At 37.2% G+C, this 23,788-nt stretch carries 21 protein-coding genes and 1 pseudogene; 17 read left to right on the top strand and 5 right to left on the bottom strand.

Features of this window, described 5'->3' with window-relative positions:
* Positions 1-51: 51 nt before the first annotated feature.
* The 6 genes from D0T08_RS24410 (at position 52) to D0T08_RS24385 (ending at position 5,785) form a co-directional block, all read left to right on the top strand.
* Positions 52-495 carry an HYC_CC_PP family protein gene (locus D0T08_RS24410; protein WP_116985373.1) on the top strand — a complete coding sequence of 148 codons (444 nt, stop codon included), beginning with the start codon at positions 52-54 and terminating at the stop codon, positions 493-495.
* Positions 496-598: 103 nt separating this feature from the next.
* Positions 599-1,186 carry an AraC family transcriptional regulator gene (locus tag D0T08_RS24405; protein WP_116985372.1) on the top strand — a complete coding sequence of 196 codons (588 nt, stop codon included), beginning with the start codon at positions 599-601 and terminating at the stop codon, positions 1,184-1,186.
* A gap of 61 nt (positions 1,187-1,247) precedes the next feature.
* Complete coding sequence (locus D0T08_RS24400; RefSeq protein ID WP_116985371.1) at positions 1,248-1,997, top strand: heavy-metal-associated domain-containing protein; 750 nt, start codon at positions 1,248-1,250, stop codon at positions 1,995-1,997.
* A gap of 53 nt (positions 1,998-2,050) precedes the next feature.
* Entirely contained in the window at positions 2,051-4,306 is a 2,256-nt protein-coding gene (locus D0T08_RS24395; RefSeq protein ID WP_116985370.1) for a TonB-dependent receptor, read from the top strand.
* A 60-nt stretch (positions 4,307-4,366) separates the two neighbouring features.
* Entirely contained in the window at positions 4,367-5,404 is a 1,038-nt protein-coding gene (locus D0T08_RS24390) for a YncE family protein (protein ID WP_116985369.1), read from the top strand.
* A 30-nt stretch (positions 5,405-5,434) separates the two neighbouring features.
* Positions 5,435-5,785, top strand: a complete 351-nt coding sequence (locus D0T08_RS24385; RefSeq protein ID WP_116985368.1) for a heavy-metal-associated domain-containing protein — start codon at positions 5,435-5,437, stop codon at positions 5,783-5,785.
* A 100-nt stretch (positions 5,786-5,885) separates the two neighbouring features.
* Here the strand turns inward: D0T08_RS24385 and sucC are convergent, their stop codons facing one another.
* Positions 5,886-7,103, bottom strand: coding sequence for an ADP-forming succinate--CoA ligase subunit beta (sucC, locus tag D0T08_RS24380; protein WP_116985367.1), 1,218 nt, complete (start codon positions 7,101-7,103; stop codon positions 5,886-5,888).
* 176 nt (positions 7,104-7,279) lie between these two features.
* Between sucC and D0T08_RS24375 the strand changes: the two genes are divergently transcribed.
* The 7 genes and pseudogenes from D0T08_RS24375 to D0T08_RS24345 all read left to right on the top strand — a co-directional run bounded on the left by D0T08_RS24375 (position 7,280) and on the right by D0T08_RS24345 (position 13,436).
* Positions 7,280-7,945, top strand: coding sequence for an ABC transporter ATP-binding protein (locus tag D0T08_RS24375; RefSeq protein ID WP_116985366.1), 666 nt, complete (start codon positions 7,280-7,282; stop codon positions 7,943-7,945).
* A 143-nt stretch (positions 7,946-8,088) separates the two neighbouring features.
* On the top strand, positions 8,089-9,369 hold the full coding sequence (locus tag D0T08_RS24370) for a type IX secretion system plug protein domain-containing protein (RefSeq protein WP_116985365.1): 1,281 nt from the start codon (positions 8,089-8,091) through the stop codon (positions 9,367-9,369).
* A 17-nt stretch (positions 9,370-9,386) separates the two neighbouring features.
* The gene (locus D0T08_RS24365) at positions 9,387-10,028 is read left to right on the top strand and encodes an oxidoreductase (protein WP_116985364.1); all 642 of its coding nucleotides are present in this window, start codon (positions 9,387-9,389) and stop codon (positions 10,026-10,028) included.
* Positions 10,029-10,195: 167 nt separating this feature from the next.
* Positions 10,196-10,693 (top strand): biopolymer transporter ExbD, encoded by a 498-nt coding sequence (locus D0T08_RS24360; RefSeq protein WP_116985363.1) that lies wholly within the window; start codon positions 10,196-10,198, stop codon positions 10,691-10,693.
* A gap of 89 nt (positions 10,694-10,782) precedes the next feature.
* A pseudogene (locus tag D0T08_RS24355) lies at positions 10,783-11,700 on the top strand (serine hydrolase).
* A gap of 5 nt (positions 11,701-11,705) precedes the next feature.
* Entirely contained in the window at positions 11,706-12,548 is an 843-nt protein-coding gene (locus D0T08_RS24350; protein ID WP_116985362.1) for an MBL fold metallo-hydrolase, read from the top strand.
* A 159-nt stretch (positions 12,549-12,707) separates the two neighbouring features.
* Positions 12,708-13,436 carry a hypothetical protein gene (locus D0T08_RS24345; protein ID WP_116985361.1) on the top strand — a complete coding sequence of 243 codons (729 nt, stop codon included), beginning with the start codon at positions 12,708-12,710 and terminating at the stop codon, positions 13,434-13,436.
* Between the two features lie 45 nt (positions 13,437-13,481).
* Here D0T08_RS24345 and D0T08_RS24340 read toward each other — a convergent pair whose 3' ends face one another.
* Both D0T08_RS24340 and D0T08_RS24335 read right to left on the bottom strand, forming a co-directional pair.
* Positions 13,482-15,389 carry an ABC-F family ATP-binding cassette domain-containing protein gene (locus D0T08_RS24340; RefSeq protein WP_116985360.1) on the bottom strand — a complete coding sequence of 636 codons (1,908 nt, stop codon included), beginning with the start codon at positions 15,387-15,389 and terminating at the stop codon, positions 13,482-13,484.
* 58 nt (positions 15,390-15,447) lie between these two features.
* Positions 15,448-16,317 (bottom strand): carbon-nitrogen hydrolase, encoded by an 870-nt coding sequence (locus D0T08_RS24335; RefSeq protein ID WP_116985359.1) that lies wholly within the window; start codon positions 16,315-16,317, stop codon positions 15,448-15,450.
* A 342-nt stretch (positions 16,318-16,659) separates the two neighbouring features.
* On the opposite strand from D0T08_RS24335, the gene D0T08_RS24330 reads away from it, so the two are divergent.
* Positions 16,660-18,405: a gliding motility-associated C-terminal domain-containing protein gene (locus D0T08_RS24330; protein WP_158561341.1), complete on the top strand. Its 1,746-nt coding sequence runs from the start codon at positions 16,660-16,662 to the stop codon at positions 18,403-18,405.
* Positions 18,406-18,409: 4 nt separating this feature from the next.
* Here the strand turns inward: D0T08_RS24330 and D0T08_RS24325 are convergent, their stop codons facing one another.
* On the bottom strand, positions 18,410-19,480 hold the full coding sequence (locus D0T08_RS24325; protein ID WP_116985357.1) for an Ldh family oxidoreductase: 1,071 nt from the start codon (positions 19,478-19,480) through the stop codon (positions 18,410-18,412).
* Between the two features lie 227 nt (positions 19,481-19,707).
* Here D0T08_RS24325 and D0T08_RS24320 point away from each other — a divergent pair, with 227 nt between their 5' ends.
* From D0T08_RS24320 to D0T08_RS24310, 3 genes are read left to right on the top strand one after another with little or no spacing between them, the layout of a single operon-like run.
* Positions 19,708-21,318 carry a DUF4139 domain-containing protein gene (locus D0T08_RS24320; RefSeq protein ID WP_116985356.1) on the top strand — a complete coding sequence of 537 codons (1,611 nt, stop codon included), beginning with the start codon at positions 19,708-19,710 and terminating at the stop codon, positions 21,316-21,318.
* 37 nt (positions 21,319-21,355) lie between these two features.
* Complete coding sequence (locus D0T08_RS24315; RefSeq protein WP_116985355.1) at positions 21,356-22,147, top strand: inositol monophosphatase family protein; 792 nt, start codon at positions 21,356-21,358, stop codon at positions 22,145-22,147.
* Between the two features lie 30 nt (positions 22,148-22,177).
* Positions 22,178-22,702 carry a YfiT family bacillithiol transferase gene (locus tag D0T08_RS24310; RefSeq protein ID WP_116985354.1) on the top strand — a complete coding sequence of 175 codons (525 nt, stop codon included), beginning with the start codon at positions 22,178-22,180 and terminating at the stop codon, positions 22,700-22,702.
* A 249-nt stretch (positions 22,703-22,951) separates the two neighbouring features.
* Here D0T08_RS24310 and D0T08_RS24300 read toward each other — a convergent pair whose 3' ends face one another.
* Positions 22,952-23,737: a queuosine precursor transporter gene (locus D0T08_RS24300; RefSeq protein WP_116985353.1), complete on the bottom strand. Its 786-nt coding sequence runs from the start codon at positions 23,735-23,737 to the stop codon at positions 22,952-22,954.
* Between the last annotated feature and the right edge of the window lie 51 nt (positions 23,738-23,788).

Here is a 23,788-nt window from a genome sequence, read left to right as displayed (position 1 = left end):
GGAAATCTCGTTCCGAATAGTTACATTTGTATATATTTCACTCATGCACTAATGAAAAAGACATTATTCAGGTTGTTCAACGTTATGATGGCAGTTGTTGTACTGCTAAGTAGCACTGGCTTCGGCTTTGTTGAACACTCGTGTATTGTGAAAGGGAAAACTACTTCTCTTCATAAAAAGGGTGATTTATGTTGTGCTGTAAAAGACAAAAAGCATTTCCCGCTCAATAACAAGAATGCCGTTGTAAAAAAATCTTCTTGTTGTACTGAAGAAGAGAAATACGAAAACGTCGAATACTCTTCTTCTGCCTCTCAACTGGTTGCCAAATTCACACAAAGTACATTAGACTGGTTTAAGGCTACTGTTCATGAAATGGTTAAAACCATTATTGAAACTATTTTTAATAGCCAGAGTTCTTCTTTAGCCAATACTACATCTCCCCCTCAACATAATGGGCGAGAAATCATTACCGCCAAGCAATCTTTCTTAATCTGATATTGTTAAATAATTGAGTTTCCGCAAATCAACAGGGTTTGTGGCTTTTCTGTTTATGCTGCTTTTCCAGCTGCTAAATTGCTCATTATTTAACTGAATATCTATGCAATTATTAATCAAAAATATGGTGTGCAACCGCTGTGTGCGAGTTGTACGCGAAGAGTTAGAAAAGATTGGCCTGAATGTTTCTAAAGTAGAGCTAGGTATTGCTACTATTAACTTGACAGGCGATAATATCCAATACGACATAATTCAAAATACACTTCAAAAAGAGGGCTTTGAATTAATTGAAGACCATAGGGCTTCTATTATAGAGCGTATCAAGCACCTGATTATCAACGAAATACACCATCATAAAGGCGAAAAGCTCGCTTCGCAAAACTTCTCTGATTTTCTGGTTAAGAAAATAGGGTACGAATATTCTTATCTAAGTAATCTATTCTCTTCGGTTGAGAAAACAACTATTGAAAAATATATCATTGCCCAGAAAATTGAGCGCACCAAGGCTTTATTACTCAATGGAGAAGTGAATCTCTCAGAAATTGCCTGGCAATTGGATTATAGCAGTGTAGCGCACTTGTCAAATCAATTTAAGCAAATAGAGGGAATTTCACCTAGTGAGTTCAAAAGAAATAATCAGAATACCCGTCTTTCTATTGATGCAGTCAAAAATCATGTAAGTCTCATATAAAATTCTGTAACGCATGGGTGGAGCCAACCTCCTACCTTTGTATCATTAAATAATCAGAACAATGACACATACATATGAAGTTACAGGCATGACCTGCGAGGCATGCGAATATAAGATACAACATGTATTAGGAAATGTAGAAGGTGTAAAATCAGTTACTCCTGACAAGGCTCATAACACGGCGACTATTGAAATGGAAAAGCATATCCCTGTCTCTAAATTTCAGGAAGTGTTAAAACCATATCCAAAATACAGCATTACCGAAAAAGCTATTATGCCGGTTCATTCAATAGCTTTTGAAGAAGAGCAGCCCAAAAGCTGGTTCGCTACCTATAAGCCTTTGCTTTTGATTTTTGCATTTATTACTGGGGTATCAGCAATAACTGCTTTTCATGCGAATATTTTTGAATTGGAGCACTTTAGTGTCATGCACTTCATGAGCCATTTTATGGCAGGCTTTTTCCTGGTCTTTTCATTTTTCAAGTTTCTAGATTTAAAAGGCTTTGCTGAAAGTTATGCCATGTATGATTTACTAGCCATGAAAGTTCCGGTTTATGGGTTCGTCTATCCATTCATTGAGTTGGCATTAGGAATTGCTTATCTCGTAAATTTTGAACCACAAGCAACTAATATTGCCACTATTATCGTAATGGGATTTAGTTCTGTTGGTGTTATACAAAGTGTACTCAATAAGAAAAAGATACGCTGTGCGTGTCTTGGGGCTGTCTTTAATTTACCGATGAGCACTGTTACTATTATAGAAGATTTATTGATGGTGGGCATGGCTGCAGCCATGTTAGTTGTTTATTAATATGCTAAACGATAGATTCAGAAATTCTGAAGATTTCGATAAAAGAGAAGTAAATGAAAAGTTTAAATGAATATATAAAAAGTATTGTCTGTTTTACCTTGGTTCTGCTTACTACCTCCACTTTCGCCCAAAACGTAACTGGAGTAGTGCTTGATAATTCCAATGTCAAAGAAGAAGTTATTGTTGGTGCTACTGTATATTGGTTAGGCACAAAAATAGCTACGCAAACAGATATAGAGGGCAAGTTCTCAATACCCCGTACTAAATCCAATCAATTGATTATAAGTTTTGTGGGTTATCAGTCTGATACATTGAATATTACTAATGAAACAGATTTGAAAGTATATCTGAAATCAGAAAATCAGTTGCAGGAAGTAGTGGTGCGAAGTGGTTCTACTGCAATAGACAAGTTGTCTCCTATTCAAACTGAAATTATTACTTCAAAAGCCTTAGCTAAGGCAGCATGTTGTAATCTGTCTGAAAGTTTTGAGACCAATGCTTCTGTATCAGTCAGTTATTCTGATGCAGTGACAGGTGCTAAGCAGATTCAATTATTGGGTCTGGCTGGTACATATGTACAAATGAATGTAGAGAATGTGCCATCCTTAAGAGGTTTGGCTACTACATTCGGACTGAACTATATTCCTGGTACATGGGTACAATCAATTGATATAGGTAAAGGAGCAGGTTCTATTATAAATGGCTATGAGTCAATGACAGGGCAGATAAATGTGGAATTACAAAAACCGGATATTTCTGAAAGAGTGTATTTAAATACCTATGTAAACAGTTTGGGACGCGGCGAGGTAAATCTGAATCTGGCAAAGATTTTAAGCCGAAAAAATGGTAAACCTAAATGGTCTGTTGGCTTATTGACACATGGCTCAACTTTACAGAGCAATATTGATAAAAACCACGACAATTTTTATGATTTGCCTAAATATACTCAAGCCAATTTTATCAATCGATGGAAATACGAATCTGATAAAATGATGGCACAATTTGGTATCAAGTTTTTGCATGAAGACCGTCTGGGTGGACAAATCGTCAAGAATCCATTGTCGTTGGATGATATAATTTACCGTTTTACTAATAAAACCAATAGGTTTGAGGTTTTCTCCAAAACTGCAAAATTGTTTCCAAATAAGCCCTATCGTGGTTTAGGTTTAATTTTGAATGGCGTTATTCATGATTCAGAATCAACGTTTGGTTTCAGGCCTTACGATGGTAGACAAAATACAGTTTATGGGAATCTGATTTATCAGGATATTATCGGGAACACCAATCATACTTATAAAACAGGCCTAAGCTTTATGTATGATGATTATCGGGAAAGATTTGCTGATACCTTAATGAAGAGAACAGAAATAGTTCCGGGAGCTTTTTTTGAATATACTTATAAGTATTTAGACAAGATTACAGCAGTAGCCGGAGTAAGAACCGATTTTCATAATCTTTATGGAACAATCTTTACTCCTCGCCTACATGTTTTGTATAATATAAATCCTGATAATGCATTGCGCATCTCAGCCGGAAAAGGATTCAGAACACCAAATCCATTTGCAGAGTATTTTGGTAACCTGGTTAGCTCAAGAACAGTAAGATTTCTAGACAGAATAAAACCTGAGATTGCCTGGAATTATGGGATTAGTTATACAAGACATTTTGGTAAATCGAGCCTGATTCTGGATGTCTATCGTACCAATTTTGTTAATCAGCTAATAGCAGATACAGAACATCCGCAGTTTTTGTATTTCTATAATTCACCAGGCAATTGGAACTCGAAACGAAACTATGCCAACTCAGCACAGATTGAATTAAATTTAGTACCAGTAAACCGTTTAGAGTTTAAAATTGCTTATCGATATACCGATGTCTGGAATACTTTAGGTAAACCTTTTAATCAGGATATTACGGTCAGAAAGATGTTTATTCCAAGAGACCGCATCCTGTTTAATGTTGGGTATGCATTACCTTATGACAAATGGAAATGGGACTTCACCTTGCAATATAACGGTACTCGCCGAGTGCCTAATTTATCTCCCAATTATCAGCACACGAGTTATGAAAGCATGCCTATTCAGTACGCTCCAGCCTTTATCAATATCAATGCACAGGTTTCCCGTTCATTCCGTCGCTGGGATGTATATTTAGGAGGTGAAAATCTCAATAATTTTACACAGAAAAACCCTATTGTGACCCCAGAGACTCCATTCGGAACAAGATTTGACGCCGGTAGTGCGTGGGGGCCAATTGTTGGTAGAATTATTTATTTTGGTACAAGATATAAATTAGGAGGTATAATTTAACGTTCGGCTAATACCATACGAAAGGTATTGAACGTTAAAAATGAAAAGGTAATTAATTATATGATGAAGATTTATCAGGCATTTTGTTACTCCCTACTTCTTCCGCTTTTTTCTTGTAAACCCAAAGAAGAAATTAAAACTGAGAATATTGATTTTCCGGCAGCTTATGTAGTAAACGGTGGCAGCAATACAGTTTCCATTATTAATCTGAATGAGCGAGTTGTTAAGAAAATCATACAACTAACCGATTTAGGTAGGTTCCCACATCATATTCAGTTATCGCCAGATGGTAAAAAGTTAGCTGTTGCCTTACCTGAATTTGATTTTACACAAAGCCATGATTTATTGCATCAGGCAACTGATAAAAAGGGAGGAATTGCTGTAATAGATGCCTTAAATGGTAAAAGTTTATTGAAAATATCTTTAGAAAAAGTAAATTTTAATGCGATTTTTTCACCAGATAATACCGAAATCTGGTCGGCTTCTGCCAATCATTCCGGAGAAATGTACGTTTACGATGCCAATACAGGTATTCTAAAATCAACGATTCCTTTAGGTGCTGATCCATCAGAAGTAGTTTTCACAAAAAATGGCGATTATGCCATTGTCGCTTTAGGAGAAAGTAGTTTTATCGTGGCGGTAAACACTAAGCTTAAGAAAGTTGAAAAATTCATCAAGGTAGATCAATTCCCTACCAATGTTTGGGCTGTTAGTGACGGGAAGATTTATGTTGAAAATAAGAATCTCAAAACAGTCAACATAATCGACCCTGAAACATTGAATTTTGATGAGTATATAGATTTAGATTTTAAACCCGGGCAAATGGCCTATAACAAAACCTTAAATGAACTTTGGATTTGCCAGGCAGGAGATAATAAAGTAGCTTATTTTGAACGCAAAGTTGACAGATGGGTTTTGAAATCAACTATTGCTACCAATGACGATGCACACGCAATTACCTTTTCAAAAGATGATAAAATAGCCTATGTGGTAAATCAAAAAGGGAATACGGTATCAGTAATTAATACAGTTAATCATGAAAAAGTAACTGATATTCCCGTGGGTTTGAACCCTAACGGAATTGTTTTAAGAGAATAATCGTTTTATATAACTAAACAATACACAAAAATGAAAAACATCTTATTTATCCTTTTTTTTGCGACAATCTTTAGTGGTTTTACCAAAGAAGATCCACCTAAAACTGCTGAAGTTAAACTGAAAACTTCGGCTATATGTGGTATGTGCAAAAAACGTATTGAACGTGACTTGGGTGTAACCAAAGGCATTGTAGGGTCGAATCTTAACTTAGATGATAAAGTCGTAACGGTTACTTATAACCCGAAGAAAACCAATCCTGAAAAGATTAAAAATGCGATTTCAAAAATCGGTTATGATGCAGATGAGGTTGTTGCAGACCAAAAAGCACATGATGCCTTACCGGACTGTTGCCAGAAGACTGCCGCTGCGCATAAGGATTGATGGGAAATTGAGTGAATGAGAGATTGTGTGATTTAGTGATTAAATAATGAGCTAAATTTAATCACTCATTCACTCAATCACTAAATCACTAAGTATTCTCTTACGCTTCTTTCAATACTTTCTCTACCAATTCAGCGGCTTCTTTTAATAGAATTGCTGAGTAAACTTTCAATCCTGAATCATTGATGATTTTTGCACCTTCTGCCGCGTTTGTTCCTTGCAGACGAACGATGATTGGCACAGGAATTTCGCCGATAGCTTTGTAAGCTTCTACTACCCCCGTTGCTACGCGGTCGCAACGAACAATACCACCAAAGATATTAATCAGAATCGCTTTTACGTTCGGGTCTTTCAGAATGATTCTGAAACCTGCCTCAACCGTTTTAGCATTTGCTCCACCACCCACGTCAAGGAAGTTGGCAGGCTCACCACCTGATAACTTGATGATGTCCATAGTTGCCATCGCCAAACCTGCACCATTTACCATACAACCTACGTTTCCGTCAAGTTTCACATAGTTCAGGTCGCTTTCAGAGGCTTCTACTTCCAATGGATCCTCCTCAGCTTTATCACGCATTGGCGATAAATCAGGGTGACGATATAAAGCATTATCATCCAGATTTACTTTCGCATCAACTGCTAAAATCTTATTATCAGATGTTTTCAAGACCGGGTTGATTTCAAACATTGATGAGTCAGACTCTACATAAGCTTTATATAAAGCCCCAACAAATTTCACCATTTCTTTGTTGGCTTCGCCTGTTAAACCCAATTTATCAGCGATTTTACGAGCCTGAAATGCTTGTAAACCTACACGTGGGTCGATCCACTCTTTTATGATTTTTTCAGGATGATGCTCAGCAACCTCTTCAATGTCCATACCACCTTCAGTTGAAGCCATGATAACATTGCAGGCTTTTGCACGGTCAAGCAAAATACCCATATAATATTCTTTAGGTTCGCTATCTCCAGGATAGTAAGCATCTTCTGCAACAAGAATTTTGTTAACAGTTTTGCCAGCCTCCCCGGTTTGAAGCGTAACCAAAACATTTCCTAATAGGTTTGAAGAAATACGCTCTACATCTTCGGCAGACTTAGCTAATTGTACACCACGTTGTTCGGTACCTACAATTTTACCTTTTCCACGTCCACCTGCATGTATTTGTGATTTAACTACGGCAAATTTAGAATTAGTCATTTCGGCAATCTGCTTATAAGCAGCTACTGCCTGCTCCGGAGTTTCGGCAACTATCCCACGTTGGATTCGTACACCATAACGGCTTAGTATTTCTTTACCTTGATACTCGTGAACGTTCATGTAAAGTGATTTTAGAGGTTATAAAATTTGCGCTAATTTAGTGAACAATTATTAATTATCAATTAAATATCACTTACTTTGCTAAATGTCGGCAGATGATTTTTTAAATCTTCTTAGATATATTGAAATTCATAGAAAAGGTTATAAGATTCTAAGGAATCATTCCATAAAAGGATATGCTACAAGCAAAAAACATAAGAAAAAGCTACGGAAATCTGCAGGTATTAAGAGGAATTGACCTCACAATCAATCAGGGTGAAATTGTTTCTATCGTTGGTGCTTCCGGCGCAGGAAAAACTACGCTATTGCATATACTGGGCACACTTGACAAGGCCGATTCGGGAGAGGTTTTGCTTGACAATATTAACTATAGTTCACTAAAGGATAAGGAGTTAGCTCGTTTTCGCAATGAAAAAATTAGTTTCGTTTTTCAATTTCATAATCTGATGCCCGAGTTTACAGCCCTGGAAAATGTATGTATTCCATCATGGATTCAACAGAGCAGAACAAATGGAAAAGACAAAGAAGCAGTAGAAAAACGAGCAACTGAATTATTGACATTACTTGGGTTAGGTCAAAGAATTAAACATTTTCCGTCAGAATTATCAGGGGGCGAACAACAGCGTGTAGCAGTGGCCAGAGCATTAATTAATTCCCCATCTGTGGTTTTTGCTGACGAACCAAGTGGTAATCTTGACTCTAAAAATGCAGAAGAATTGCATCATTTATTCTTTGAATTAAGAAAACAATTTAATCAGACTTTTGTAATTATCACCCATAATGAACATCTGGCCGATATGTCAGATAGAAAATTAGTGATGCAGGATGGGCAAATCTTATAAAAATTAGTGAATTAGTGATTGAGTGAATAGGCAAAGACAAAACTCACTTTTTATATTTTATTTCTACTAAAAAGAGTTTTCATTTTGCTTTGTTATTAAAACAACTGACTCAATTAGTCGTTATTTTATTTTCCCCGCTTTGTATGAAAAAACTCCTTTTAATTATTCTTCTACTCCCTATACATTGGCTTGCTGCCCAGACTAAACAACTTCGCTTTGAAGATGCGACTTATGAGCCTAATATAAGGTCAGTGCAATTGTATCCACTTATAGGCAATGCTGCTGACCCAGCTAAGAGTCTCAATCCTCCGGTTGTACAATTGAATGATAATAATAGTCTATGGCTTGAATTTGATGATTTAAATCCGACTTATCAGCAATATCATGTAAAAATACTGCATTGCGGCATGGATTGGAAACAGTCGGTTCTATCAGAATTGGAATTTATGCCAGAATATAATGATTTGATTATCAACGACTATCAGGTTTCGCAAAATACCAAAGTCCCATTCTATCATTATAAAATTGAATTACCTAAGGTGTTGATTTCGGGTAATTATCTGGTGGTAGTCTGGAAAGATCGCCGTCGTGATGATATTATGCTTTCAAGAAGGTTTATGGTTTATGAAAATGGCGTTAGCTCTATGGCTACAGTTCGCCAGGCACAAAACCCAGCAAAATATAAAACACATCAACAGATTGACTTACAGGTAAATTATGGCTCTTACAATGTCATGTCGCCAAGAGATGAGTTTAAAATTATCATTCGTCAAAATTACCGTTGGGATAAAGTGGTAAAAAACTTAAAGCCTTTTAGTGTCAATAATTCTACCAATCAATTAGATTTCCGCTTTTTTGATGATGAAAATGTTTTCCTAGGCACAAATGAATATCGTTTCTTTGACTCCAGAAGTACTTATAATAGAGGTCTTTTTATCGACAAAATCAATCGAGGTAAAGAAGACGATATGTGGGTTTCGCCACAAAGAGATCGAAGTGAAACTGCTTATATAGAGTCGAATGATTTTGATGGTATGTATGTGATTGATAATCGTGAAGGGAGCAAGGCAGAAACTGAGGCTGATTATATTTTTATGACTTTTGGTTTAAAAAGCCAGGAATTAAATGCCAATGAAAAAGTTTATGTAAATGGGAGTTTCAATGACTGGCGTTTGGATAAACTTAACGAAATGGCCTACGACAATAATTTTGGAGGATATATAGCCACTATTCAACTCAAACAAGGAGTATATAATTATAACTTTGTTTTAGCAAAAGATGGCAAACCTGATGAAGCGGCTATTGAGGGAAATTTTGCAGAGACTCAAAACACCTACGAAATCTTTATTTATCATAAACCTGTAGCTGCTCGTTCCGAAAAATTAATAAGTTATAGAGTAGTTGATTTCAATAAGCGACGATAATAGCTATTTGTTAAGATATGAAAACAGCTTTAATAGTAGGTGCCACCGGATTAATAGGCAAGCACCTGACGCAGAAAATATTAAATCATCCCTCCTACTCAAAGATAAAAGTTTTGGCTAGGAAGCCTTTGGATTTCCAACATCCGAAACTGGAGCAAATCATTATCAATTTCGATAATTTCGATAAATCTCTGGTGGTCGCTGACGATGTATTCTGCTGTCTTGGCGCTACTATGAAACAGGCTGGCTCAAAAGAAGCCTTCTATAAAGTAGATTTCACTTATCCTCTCGAAATAGCTAAGGCCGCCATTCAAAATGGTGCTAGACAGTATCTCATTGTGTCGGCTTTAAGTGCAAATGAAGGTTCAATGTTTTACTATAGCCGTGTAAAAGGTGAAATAGAAAAAGCATTAACTGATTTGCATTTTCCTGGTTTACTTATCTTCCGCCCATCTCTTCTCTTAGGTGAACGCAAGGAATCCCGTGCAGGGGAAGGACTCGCAGCTGTAATTATGAAAACCTTCAATTTTCTTATTCCTAAAAAAAATAAAGCAATTAAAGGCGAGACTGTCGCCATTGCAATGCTTGATTCAGCACAGAAAGGAATTAAAGGAAAGAAAGTTTTTGAATCTGACGATTTGCAGGCCTTTGCTTCTTAAATCTACAATCAATTACCCATTCTATAGACTACTAACGGGAAGGGAGCATCGAACAGTTCGCTCCACAAAATAATTTCTCAAAATTTATTTGGCAGTTAAAATTTTATTTAGATATTTAGACATATTTCTAAATATTAGTTTTTCGTTCAACTTAAACTCTTACAAAAATGGCAGAAATAGCTACTACTACCCGCGTAGCGCGGGTTGACATGACCCCTATGGTCGATTTGGGGTTCTTATTAATTACTTTCTTCATGTTCACAACCACATTTTCGTCACCAAACATGATGAAACTAAACATGCCTGATATCATTGATAGGAATAAAACTATTATCCCCGAAATAGGTGAAAGTAATTCGATAAATCTGATTCTAGGGAAAGACGACAGAATTTTCTGGCATCAAAAGAATTATAAAGACCTGAATACTGCACAACTTATTGAAGTGAACTATGGTGTATCGCTTAGGCAAATAATTCTTCAAAAAAGAAAACTTGCAAAAAAATCAGAAAACTTTACGGTTATCATTCGTGCCACAGATGACTCTAATTATAAAAATGCTGTCGATGCCTTAGATGAAATGGCTATTACCAGTCAGGAAAGATATGTACTGGCAGATATTACTCCCAAAGAAAAACAGGTGTATGAAGCCAAAATAAAGCTTTAGTATGTTTGTGGCTAAAAAAAGAATATCCACACAACTGTATTACCAAAGCCACGGAAAAATTCCTATATTCGTGGCTTTACTATACCTCTATGAGAAAAAATATACACTTCATCCTTTTATTAAGCATTCTTTTCAATCCTTTCTGCACTTTTTCACAAACAATAAAAGAAGATTTAAAATTAAAAACCAAACTTCAGGAGACAATTAAAGGTTTTAAAGGGGATGTGGGCATTTATGTCCATAATCTTAAAACAAATAAATTTGCAGCTATCAATGCTGATACGATTTTCCCGACTGCCAGTATGATTAAAATACCAATTATGATTGGTACGTTTGATAAAATCAGACATGGAGCGTTAAAATATGAGCAGGAATTAGTTTACAGAGATTCATTAAAATACGACGATGGTATTGTTGGTTCGTTAAAAGATAGCACTAAAATACCACTCAGCTATGTAATGATGCTCATGTGCACCATAAGTGATAATACAGGCAGTTTATGGTTGCAGGCATTATCAGGAGGGGGTAAGAGAATCAATACCCTATTAGATTCTTTAGGTTTTCAGGTAACAAGAGTTAATTCGAGAACACCTGGCAGAGAAACCAATCGAACCCAATATGGCTAGGGACAAACCTCTCCCAGAGAAATGGCTAACCTGTTAACAATGATTCGCGCTGGTCAAATCTTTTCTTTGGCTTACTCTGATAGAATGTACCGTAACCTTGGCCGCCAATTCTGGGATAAGGAAGGACTTTCTCAATTACCTGAGAGTATTAAAGCAGCCACTAAAAACGGCGCAGTTAATCGTTCCCGTTCTGAAACGGCATTAGTACATGCTCCTCATGGTGAATATGTATACAGTATAATTACCAAAAATCAGAAAGATGAATCCTGGATAAGAGAAAATGAGGGTTACGAGCTGTTACGTAAAATAGGAGCCTTATTATGGCATCATTTTGAACCAAAATCTGACTGGAAACCTGCAGAAGGATACGATAAATTATAGATATTATGTTAATTCAAGCCTTTCAGAAATACAAGGAGTTATTAAATGACATTAAAAGTTCTATTCATCAAACTGAAGGTTTCAGAGTCTGGTGGTTAGGACAAAGTGGTTTTCTGATTCAATATCTGGGAAAACATTTGCTTTTTGACCCTTATTTATCAGATTCATTAACTAAGAAATATGCCAACACCGACAAGCCCCATACCCGCATAAGTGAATTAGTGATTGACCCATCGGAATTGGACATGATTGATGTAGTAACTTCCTCTCATAACCATACTGACCATCTGGATGCTGAAACTTTACTACCAATATTTGAGAAAAACCCTACCATTACAATGGTAATTCCTGAGGCCAATAGAAAATTTGTAGCAGAACGATTGAAATGTGATAAAGATTTTCTGGTATGCCTGAATGATAACGAACATATCGAAATTTATCCTTTTAAGTTATATGGAGTTCCGGCAGCCCACAACACTTTAGAAAGAGATGAAAATGGCAAATTGAAATATATGGGTTTTGTAGCCGAATTTGGTCAATACAAAGTATACCATTCAGGTGATACGCTTAGGTATGATGGAATGGTTGACATTTTAAAACCTTATAATGTTGATATTGCGTTTCTACCCATTAATGGAAATAAACCAGAAAGAAAAGTTGCTGGCAATTTAAACTTTGAAGAAGCCGCCAGATTAGGGAAAGAGATTGAAGCCAAACTGGTTATCCCTCACCATTATCATTTATTTGAATTTAATACAGAAGACCCTGAAAACTTTATTGTTAAGGCAGACGATTATGGCACACCTTATAGAGTTTTAAGATTAGGAGAGCGAATTGAAATTATATAAAATTGAGTGAATGAGTGATTGAGAGATTTAGTGATAAATAATTTTGATATTAATTATTTAATTTATGAATAACATAGCTCCTTATCTTTATACGTCTCAATTAAGAATAAATAGTATTCACTCAATCGCTCATTCACTAAATCACTAAATTGTTTTATCATGAAAAAACTTATCATCCTTGCAACCTTAAGTTCCGTCATTTTCTCTTGCAACAAGCCATCTTCTGAATCTAAGACCAGTGCTCCGGATAGTACAATTACAACTGCTATTGAAACTCCACTTAAATCTGACTTAGGAAACAGCGTCTGGGTAAATGCCCGTTATTTAGAAACGCTGGAACAAACCAAATCACCATTAAAAGCAAAAGTTTATGCTGATACTGTGATGGTTTCATTTAATGCTGCTGCCGACACTGCAAATCTCGTTTGGAATTTCCACGAAGGCTCTGCCTATAAGGTAAAGAATGGAGATAAACTTGAATTGTTTAATGTTTACGAGGTCAAACCAACCCCTGAATATTCAGGTAGTATTGATGCCTCTACCCTAAAACTAGGGAATACCAGTTTCAAAAAAGTAGATGAAATTGGCTTTGTTGAGAAGAAATTCTGGATAGGCAAGTTTGATAATCAAGGCAAAACCATTGAGTTACGAGCGGATAATCAATTATTGGGCGTAGATGGATATGATATCTATCGGGTGTGGGTTGATTATGTAACTACGCAAACCAATATAGATTTAATTGATTTCGGCAAAAAAGATAGCGACAAAACCAAAACCTATGGTTATAAATTTGATGGTAATGATATTGTATTCTATGATTTTATCTGGAAGGAAGACGGAGTGATGGGTAAAGCAGGAAAAGAAGTTTTCAGATGGAAACGAATGTAAAATTTAAAAGCCTCATTTCTGAAATCAGAAATGAGGCTTTATTTTTTAAGCGACCTCCATCATTTTTGCTTCCCAAATCTCATTCAGCTTTGCTAATTCCGATTTGATTTGTTCGTAGTCTTTATTTGTTTTTTGTAGAGTAGCACTATCTCCAAAAATTGTTGGGTCTGCTAATTTTTCCTCTACAATGGTTTTCTTCTTCTCCAAATCAGTAATTTTTGCTTCTATTTCTTCTATCTCACGCTCCAGCTTTTTAATCTCATTCTGATTTTTAGAATTAACAACTGCTACCGGAGCAGGCTTTTCTTCTTTCTTTACAGGTGCAGGTGGTGGTGTTGGAGCAGTTTGCTTAATATTTTTATTTTCTTCTACCCAAGTTTCATACTCATCATAAGTGCCCGGATATTCTTTAATCTGATAATCTTCAATATACCAGATTTTATTAGCTACCTGACTCACAAAGTGACGATCATGGGAAACTACCACATAAGTACCTTCGTATTGGTCAAGAGCCTGAATAAGAATGTTTACTGACTGCATATCCAAGTGGTTGGTAGGCTCATCCAGTAGCAGGAAGTTCGCTTCTGAAATCAATACCTTTGCCAAAGCCACACGAGACTTTTCACCTCCTGAAAGTACCTTGATTTTCTTGAAAACATCTTCGCCCTGGAATAGGAAACAACCTAAAACCAGACGCAATTCCTGCTCTGTTTTAGCCGAATCCGCATACTTCAACTCTTCTAATAAGGTTTCGTCCATATGCAATGATTCCAACTGGTGCTGAGCAAAGAACGAGAAGTTAACATTATGTCCGAGTTTTCGGGTTCCGTTTATATTTTCAGTTCCGGCAATGATTCTCAATAAGGTCGATTTACCTTTACCATTGGCACCAATCAATGCAATTTTATCTCCTCTCTCAATATTAATGGTTGAATCCTTCAGAATCACCTTATCGCCATAGGCTTTGTTCACATGTTCCAGAGCCATTACGTTTCTTCCTGGATTTACACTGAACTTAAACTTAAAGTGTACCCGTGCATTGGCATCAATTACATCATCAATCAACTCTAATTTGTTTAATGCCTTTACACGTGATTGTACCTGACGAGACTTGGAAGCTTTTGCTTTAAAACGCTCAATAAAACGCTCAGTCTGGCGAATCTGTGCCTGCTGATTCTCAAAGGCACTCTTTTGAATCTCGCTTCTCAGAGCCTTCTCTTCTACAAAGAAAGAGTAATTGCCGGGGTAAGACCACAGTTTATTTTGTGTTACCTCAACAGTTGTATTACAAACATTATCTAAAAACTCACGGTCGTGAGATACTACCACAACTGCGTTTTCGTAGTTCACAATATATTTTTCTACCCATTGGATAGACGGTAAGTCCAGGTGGTTGGTAGGCTCATCCAGTAGTAGTAACGATGGTTTTTGCAAAAGCAATTTGGCCAACATTACACGCATACGCCAACCTCCGGAAAACTCTTTCAAAGGTTTGTGAAGTTCCTCAGTCTTAAAGCCCAAACCCTCCAAAATCTCCTCCGCTTTCGATTGAATAGTATATCCACCCAAGTGGTCAAACTCTTCTTGTAAGTGCCCCAATTTGTCAACCAATTCGTCACGATAATTCACCTCCATTTCATGAAGTACCTTATCTATTTCAATTTGCAGGTAGTTTTCACGCTCGAAAGCCTGCATAGCTACCGCCAGAATAGAATCCTGCGTTTGGTACGACAATAAATCCTGATTCAAAAAGCCAATAGTAGTATCACCGGATTTCGAGATACTTCCTGCATCAGGCTGATATTCTCCGACAATCAGCCTCAAAAGGGTAGATTTACCCATCCCGTTCAGACCAATGAGTCCAATTCTATCTTTAGGTTTAATCTGTAAATTCGCACCATCAAAGATGGCCCTTCCACCAAAATAAAAAGATAAGTTATTAATTGTAAGCATCTAAAAACTGTATTAAATCATCGATAATCCGATGCAATTTTCCTTGGATTGTTTTTGGTTATTCGTCAATATATCTTTTCAGAATCGGGCCGTAGCTATCAATTCTTCTATCTCTTAAATATGGCCAGGTGGTTCGATATTTTTCTGTTAAGGCTAAATCGATTTCCTGCACATGCACTTCTTCCTTATCGTGCGATGCTAAATAAAGAAGGCTTCCAAAAGGATTAGCCACAAAACTACCTCCCCAGAATTTCTGGTCAGCCTCGCGCCCTACCCTATTTACAGATACTACATGCACACCGTTTGCCACGGCATGGCTACGTTGAATCGTTTGCCATGCATTATATTGCTCAATATTTGCCTCATTTTCTTTTTCATTGGTATCCCAACCTATGGCAGTAGGGAAAAACAAAACCTCCGCGCCCATCAATGAAGTAATTCTTGAAGCTTCAGGGTACCATTGATCCCAACAGATTAAAACCCCTATTTTGGCAAATTTGGTATCAAATACTTTATAACCTAAGTCTCCTGGTGTAAAGTAAAACTTTTCATAATAACCAGGGTCATCCGGTATATGCATTTTACGATATTTACCCATATAGGTCCCATCAGCATCGATTACTGCCGTAGTATTATGATATAATCCTGCAGCACGTTTCTCGAATAGTGAGGCAATAATTACTACATTATTTTCTTTGGCTACCTCTGACAATGTCATTGTAGTAGGCCCCGGAATTGATTCAGCTAATTTGAAGTTGTCATGGTCTTCTACATCACAAAAGTAGAGAGAAGTGAATAATTCCTGCAGACAAACAATATTTGCTCCATCCTCAGCCGCTTTCCTAATACCTGCAATGGCTTTATTTGTGTTTTCGGTCACATCAGCCGAACAAGACATCTGAACTAAGCCAACCTTAACTTTTTTCATGTACTATGAGTTCTGTGAACTGCAAAATTACGAAAAAAATATCAGATTATTTCAGGACATTTAATGACTGGTTTATCTTCTAAGTACTATTTACTCAGTGTTTAAATCTAATACTTCGTAAATATATTGTTTCTATTCTCATTCAAAGCTTAATAGAATTAAATGAAGGAGATGCTTTTGTGTTTTAAGAAATCATTATTTTTACAGAAAACAATTGAAAGACAACGAATTACAAATATTCTTCGTCTATATCAGTACCAACCTTTCCACCTAAACACGTCCTCAATTTTACTATTAAAACGACTGTATGATTTAAGAATTTTCCCTAAACAGATATCCTCTATGAAAAGAATATTACCTTTATTATTCTTTATTCTGTTTAATATTTTGCTCAGTCAGGCACAAATGACTGATTTATCTAATATCGGCTTTGAATTGGGGAATACCAGTGGTTGGGTTTTATCTTATGGCCCGGTCTATGATTCAAATCAACAATTTTTCTATGGGCCGGATATCACCGGCACCAGAGGGCGGGAACATTATGTTACCAGTTTAGGGGATGGTAGGGACCCTAAAATCAACGTAGAATCCATACCTATGGTAGCTCCTGGAAGCACCCATTCTATCAGAATAGGCAATACCGAAACCGGTAACCGATTTGCCAGGCTCAGGACGTCTTTCATTGTCACATCAGAAAGCACTTTATTTCAATACAAATTTGCTGTTGTTCTTGAAAATGACCAGTCAGGACATTTAGCATTCCAAAAGCCAGGGTTTACCATTATTATACGCAATCAAACCGGACAGGAATTAGTTTGCAATTCATTTGATGTTCAGTTATACAAAGATGGAACTGCCGATGGCTTTCAGTCCCAAGGTGTGTATCAATATAGAAACTGGACAACCGGGGCTGTAGATTTAAGAGATTATATAGGACAAACGATTTCGGTAGAAGTTACAGCCCACGGCTGTACTAAAAACTCACATGAAGGCTATGCTTATTTTGATGCCGAGTGTATCAAGTCAGAGGTTAAAGCTACCTCTATATGCCCTGATCCTGATGGCTATATGACCTTAAAAGCGCCTGATGGCTTTAAAAAATATACATGGAATACCGGTGAAACTACCCCAACTATTAAAGTTAAAGCTAAATTAGGCGACCAGTATTATGTAAAAGTTGTTCCTTTAGGCAGTATTAGTGATGCTTGTGAACTACGATTAGATTATATTATTAAATATCAGGCCGGTACAAGCGATTTACATATTTCAATTTGTGATGGGCAGAAATTTACGGTTGAAGATCAGGATTACACAACACCGGGGCAATTTATCAAGAATATTAATCGGTTTGGCATTTGTGATAGTACTGTTACGCTAAACCTATCAGTCAATCCGGTAACTCTGTTTACTCAAAATAAAACCATTTGTCAGGGAGAGGCACTGAAAGTAGGTACGATGAATTATACTACTCCTGGTACCTATGTTACAAGAGTCACTTACCCAAATCCCGTCTGTGACAGCATTATCACTACACATCTTACAGTCAGAAATTTTGATTTACCTACACAGACGCATGACCTCAGTATGATGTTGGGAGATAGCGTAGAATTAAATGCCCTGGCAAGTCCGGTTGGGAATTATATCTATGAATGGTCACCGGATGATAATAGTGTAATTTGTGCCAATTGTGCAGAAACATGGGTAAAACCAACTGAAAATACTACTTACAAGGTAACAGTCAATGATGATTTGTGCAAAAAAGAAGATATCTTTCATGTAAAAGTAAATACCTGTAGCACTGTCTATGCGCCTCAGGCTTTTTCCCCAAATGGTGATAGTGTAAACGATGTATTTTTTATTTATGGGGCCAGATGTGTTCGACAGATAAAAGAGTTGAGCATCTACGACCGTTGGGGAGGCAATATTTTCATCAAAGAAAACATCCCCCCATCTGATGAGGCATATGGTTGGAATGGTACTTATCATGGGCAAAATGCTCCGTCAGGCATCTATACTTTTAAGGTTTTGATAGAATTAAGTGACGGAGCTATTGTAAAAAGTCAAGGGGCCGTTACACTGTTAAGATAAATAGTTAAAACTTCACACCGAATCGTTCTCCCAATCCTTTTAAATCTTCTATTACTTTTTCGTTCAGAGGGATACCATCGGCTCTTCTGATTTTTTCCAGTTCTCTTTCAGGGTCACCCGGGATCAGGACAGGATTTCCGCTTATATGTTTAGCCTCTCTGAAACGCTTAATCCATGTATCCATACTCGCTTTAAACTCTTCTTTCGGGCGGAAACCATCGATCCGCATTGCCCCTAAAAAATGTCCTGTGCCCTTACCGACCTGCTCGGCAGCAACCCCATGAAAACCTGCAGTAGCAAACGGAGGCACCCAGGGCCCAAAATTGGCACCTGACAAAACACCGGAAAATATATCAACAATAGACCCCAATCCATAACCCTTGTGGCTGCCATGCTCACGGTCTCCACCCAATGGCAAAAGCCCTCCCCCATTCTTGATAGCATTTGAATCATCCGTTGGCCCACCGTCCGCATCTTGTACCCATCCAATAGGGGCTGATAAACCTTTGCGTTGCAAAATTTCCAATTTACCATAAGCTACTGCAGTTGTAGCAAAATCAGCCACAAATGGCGGTTGTTTGCCTGCAGGCACTGAGATTGCAATCGGATTCGTACCCAGCATTTTTTCGGTGGCAAAAGTAGGTACAACCAAAGGCGCGGCATTGGTCATTGCCCAACCAATCATATCGTTTTCCAGTGCCAGCATTGAATGATAGCCAGCAATGCCGAAGTGATTGGAATTTTGAACCGATATCCAACCGGAACCATATCTTTTAGCCTTTTTCATGGCCACTTTCATGGCAAAAGGAGCTACTACCAACCCTAAACCTTTGTCTCCATCAATAACAGCCGTTGAGGGAGTTTCATGAATGATTTTGATTTGCGGGGTAGGATTCAATCTTCCATGATCGTATAATCTCACATAGCCAATTAAACGAGCAGTTCCATGAGAATCTACTCCTCTTAAATCAGCTGAAACCAGTACATCTGCAGCGAGTTTGGCATCTTTGGTTGAACAACCAATAGCTTTAAATATTCTTTCCGTAAAACTTCTTAATCTTTTTTCCTTAATCATGTTATCAATCAGGTAATTCGGACAATCATTGCGTAAATGCTTTTACTACCAAATGCATTCTTGATTTTATCCTTTCATTATTTTTCAGCAAAGGAAAATAAAAAACGTCAAACCCAATATTTTTTCTTAAAATTGTCATCAGGATTAGCTAAATTTTAAGCAATTAAAATCGTTAATGTGTTTTAGGCTTACACGTTCAACCACCTTTGTATCTAAACCTATTTGTTATGAAAAAATCTTTTTTCAGAGGCTCTCCTTTTTTTATTGTTTTTTTGTTGGGCATGCGAATCTTTGTTTTCTCTCAGAATCAGGTTCGGGTAGATGCTGACAACCAACACATTACCGTATTTCTGAACCGGGCGCAGATTGATGCCAAAGTACGTGCCACCCTTCAGGCTGGAACTACAAAGCTGATTATCAGCAATGTAGCTTCAACCATTGACCCAAGCAGCATACAGGTAGGTGGAAAGGGAGATGTGGTAATAATGGGAGTAAAATTCAAACATAATTATCTGGGAAATAAAAAGCGGAATGTGCTGGAAGATTCTATCAGAATTACCACTACGGAAGTACAAACCATCGACATGCTTATAAAAGTAGCTGATAATGAGCGCAACATGCTGATGGCAAACTCCAATATCAAGAACGAAAAAGATGGCGTAACACCGGAGGACTTAAAAGAAATGCTTGATTTCTTTCGTACGAAGCTGACAGAAATAGGTACTCGCCAGATGCAATTAGCCCGACAATCAAAAGAAGCGAATGATAAATTGGCTCGTCTGCAAAGACAATTGACATCTCAGGGTGGTAATTTGAACCAACCTGCAGGAGAAATAGAATTGACAGTATCATCAAAATCCAATGCTACTTTGGATATTAATTTGAGTTATGTAGCCAATGCGGCTGGCTGGTCTCCAGCGTATGATATAAGAGCCAAAGATGTGAAAAGTGACATCACTTTAGGTTATCGCGCAAACGTATTTCAGAATACAGGTATTGACTGGAAAAATGTAAGGCTTACCTTATCAACTTCCAATCCATCTGAAGGTGGTACAAAGCCAGAACTATATGCCCAATATGTAAGCGTTTTTGAACCCAGACCGCTAGCAAGAGGAGCAATGGATGGCAAGGCACTATATAATAGCGAGGCAGCTGCCGCACCTGCCTCTGAAAGTGATGACCAAGACAAGATGGCAACAACGGCCAATTTCGTCAATACCATCCAAACTACTTTGGCGGTAAACTTCGAAATCACCATGCCTTATACAATTATTTCAGGAGGAAATCCTGAGATGGTGGATATTCAGAATTTCAACTTGCCTGCCACTTATAAATATTATGCTGTTCCAAAATATGATAGAGACGCATTCCTTACGGCAATCATTACCAATTGGGAAAAATATAATTTGCTTCCGGGAAGTGCGAATATTTATTTTGAAGGCACATTTGTAGGTACTTCAACTATTGCCAATAGTGATACCAAAGACTCTTTATTAATTTCATTGGGCCGTGATAAGAAAATTATTACCAAGCGCGAGACCATTGAAGCATTTAAATCACGCCGAAATATTGGTTCGAATGTTAGAGAATCTTTTGGATTCAGAATCACGTTGAGAAACACAAAGAGTGAACCTATTAATATTGTTATTGAAGATCAGATACCTATTTCGCAGGATAGTAGAATTGAAGTTGAAACAGAAGAATTACAAGGCGCTGACTATAACAAAGAAACAGGAAAGCTCATCTGGAATCTGACATTACAACCGCTTGATAATAAAGAGATTATTTTGAAATATAATGTAAAATATCCCAAAGGGAAGAATATACAGGGTTTATAAAATATTATGCGAACTGGAAGCTCGCGCCACAGAAAATATGAATTTAGAAAAAATCTGTCAGGAAGTGATTCTGGTAGCACAGGAAGCAGGACAATTTATTGCCACAGAGGCAAAGAAATTCAGTACCGCATCAGTTGAGTATAAAGCTGTGAATAACGTAGTATCGTACGTTGATAAGGAAACAGAAAAACTGATTGTCAGTAGACTGGAACAAATTCTGCCGGAAGCAGGATTTATTACTGAAGAAGGAACAGCTGAAACCAAAGATATGGCAGGGCTCAACTGGATTATTGACCCTTTGGATGGTACTGCCAACTTTATTCATAACCTACCAAATTATTCAGTAAGTTTGGCATTGGCACAAGGAAAAGAAGTTTTAGTAGGTGTGGTTTACAATGTTTGTACACAAGAAACATTTTCTGCGATTAAAGGTGGAGGTGCCTTTAAAAACGGTGAAAAAATCAGTGTATCCGCTAACAAACATTTAGGTGAAAGTCTATTAGCTACGGGATTCCCCTACTATAAATTTGAGAATCAGGATAGATACCTAAAAATACTAGAATCTCTCATGCAGAAGACACATGGTTTGCGTCGTATGGGTTCAGCCGCAATTGATTTGGCCTATGTAGCTTGTGGTTATTTTGATGGTTTCTATGAATACAATCTCAATTCCTGGGATATGGCAGCTGGTATTCTATTAATTACTGAGGCTGGTGGAATAGCCACTGATTTTTCGGGTACTGATGAACATCTTTTCAGGGGTGATGTAGTGGCAGGTTCAGCCGTTCATGCGGAACTATTGACTGAAATACAGCAATACTGGAACTAAAATATACTCTAATTTACCTACCTGATATTTATGACACTTGAACAATTAAAATACCCGATCGGTGATTTTGTCTACGGCAAAAAATATACATTGATAGATACAAAAGCCCATATCAGAGTTTTAGACAAATTTCCTGCACGTCTAAAAACTTTGACGGCTAAGTTAAACAATGCTGAATTGGATACACCCTATCGTCCTGAAGGCTGGACTGTCCGTCAGGTAGTACATCATCTAGCGGATAGCCATATTAATATGTTCACACGCATTCATTTTGCTTTGACTGAACAAAATCCGCCAATAAAAGGTTATGATGAAGCAGCGTGGGCACAATTACCCGACCATCAGTTGCCTATTAAGCCCTCCTTACAAATTGTAGAGGGTGTACATAAACGGATGGTGTTTTTGTTTAAGGGTTTGGATAAAGAAGCCTTAAAAAAGACTTATTACCACAGTGGTTATCAGAAGTCTTTTGAGATTCAGGAAGTAATTTCTTTGTATGCCTGGCATTCAGAGCATCATTATCAACATATTTTACAAGCTTTAGGAAGAAGATGATAGAGCATATGGTTATCGGTGTCGTATTTTTAGGAGCTCTGGCTTACTTAGGTAATACGGTTAGAAAACAATTCGCAGTCAAAAATAACGCAGGATGCGCAAAAGGCTGCGGTTCCTGTCAGGTGGATATGTCGAAATTCCCAACGATAAAGGAGCAGTAAAATACTGCTCCTTTATCGTTAAAATAGTTACTTATACTATGCTTAATCTCGCCCTCTGAAATCCTGATTGCTTATCTTTATCATCTAATCACATCGGTGTAAATGTGGCTTCATCAATAATTTTATGCGCATGTTCTTTACCTAAATATCTATCTATCAGGTTGTGTGCAAGATAAATAACAGGCGTTAACAAGACAGCCACAGTGAATTTATAAATATAATTGTTTGTACCTGTTGTTAACACGTCCGTCAATGTCCAGTTGTTAAACACGTAAAAGGCTATAAACACTACCACAAAGCTATCTATTAACTGCGAGATAAGCGTTGACCCCGTAGCTCTAAGCCATATCATCTTATTTTTAGTACGGGTACGTAACCAATGGAAGACCGTGGCATCTAAAACTTGCCCCACTAAAAAAGCTGTAATTGAGCCTAAAATAATACCTAACCCTTGTCGGAAAATAATTTTATAGGCATCATTGATATTCAACGGATTACCAGATAAATCTTTGCTATTATAATTAATCCAGAATTCTGCCGGAGTAACAATAGTTGAAAGGTAGATAATGATAAAAGCATAAGCTATCAGAATCGCCGTCAGATATGAGATTTTCCTCACACCGCTTTTACCAAAATACTCATTAATAATATCAGAAGTAATGAATACAAATGGCCAGTTCAATACTCCTGCAGACATATTGAAATCGAATTTCTGACCAAAAAGTGGTAGTTGTAAGGGAGCAATACCCAAAGTTTGTTCAACTGAAAATATTTTTGAACCTATTATTTCTGCAACTATAGCATTGGTTAGGAAAATACCGCACAGGATAATATAAAGGGTTTGTTTTTTAGAGTTAATAGAGTCAGTAGTCATGGTAAGTATTTAGTGATTGAGTAATTTGGACTATTTTGTCTAAAATTAATT

This window comes from Emticicia sp. C21 (genome assembly GCF_003418935.1).
Lineage (GTDB): Bacteria > Bacteroidota > Bacteroidia > Cytophagales > Spirosomataceae > Emticicia.
This window is presented reverse-complemented; position numbering and strand designations above follow the sequence as displayed.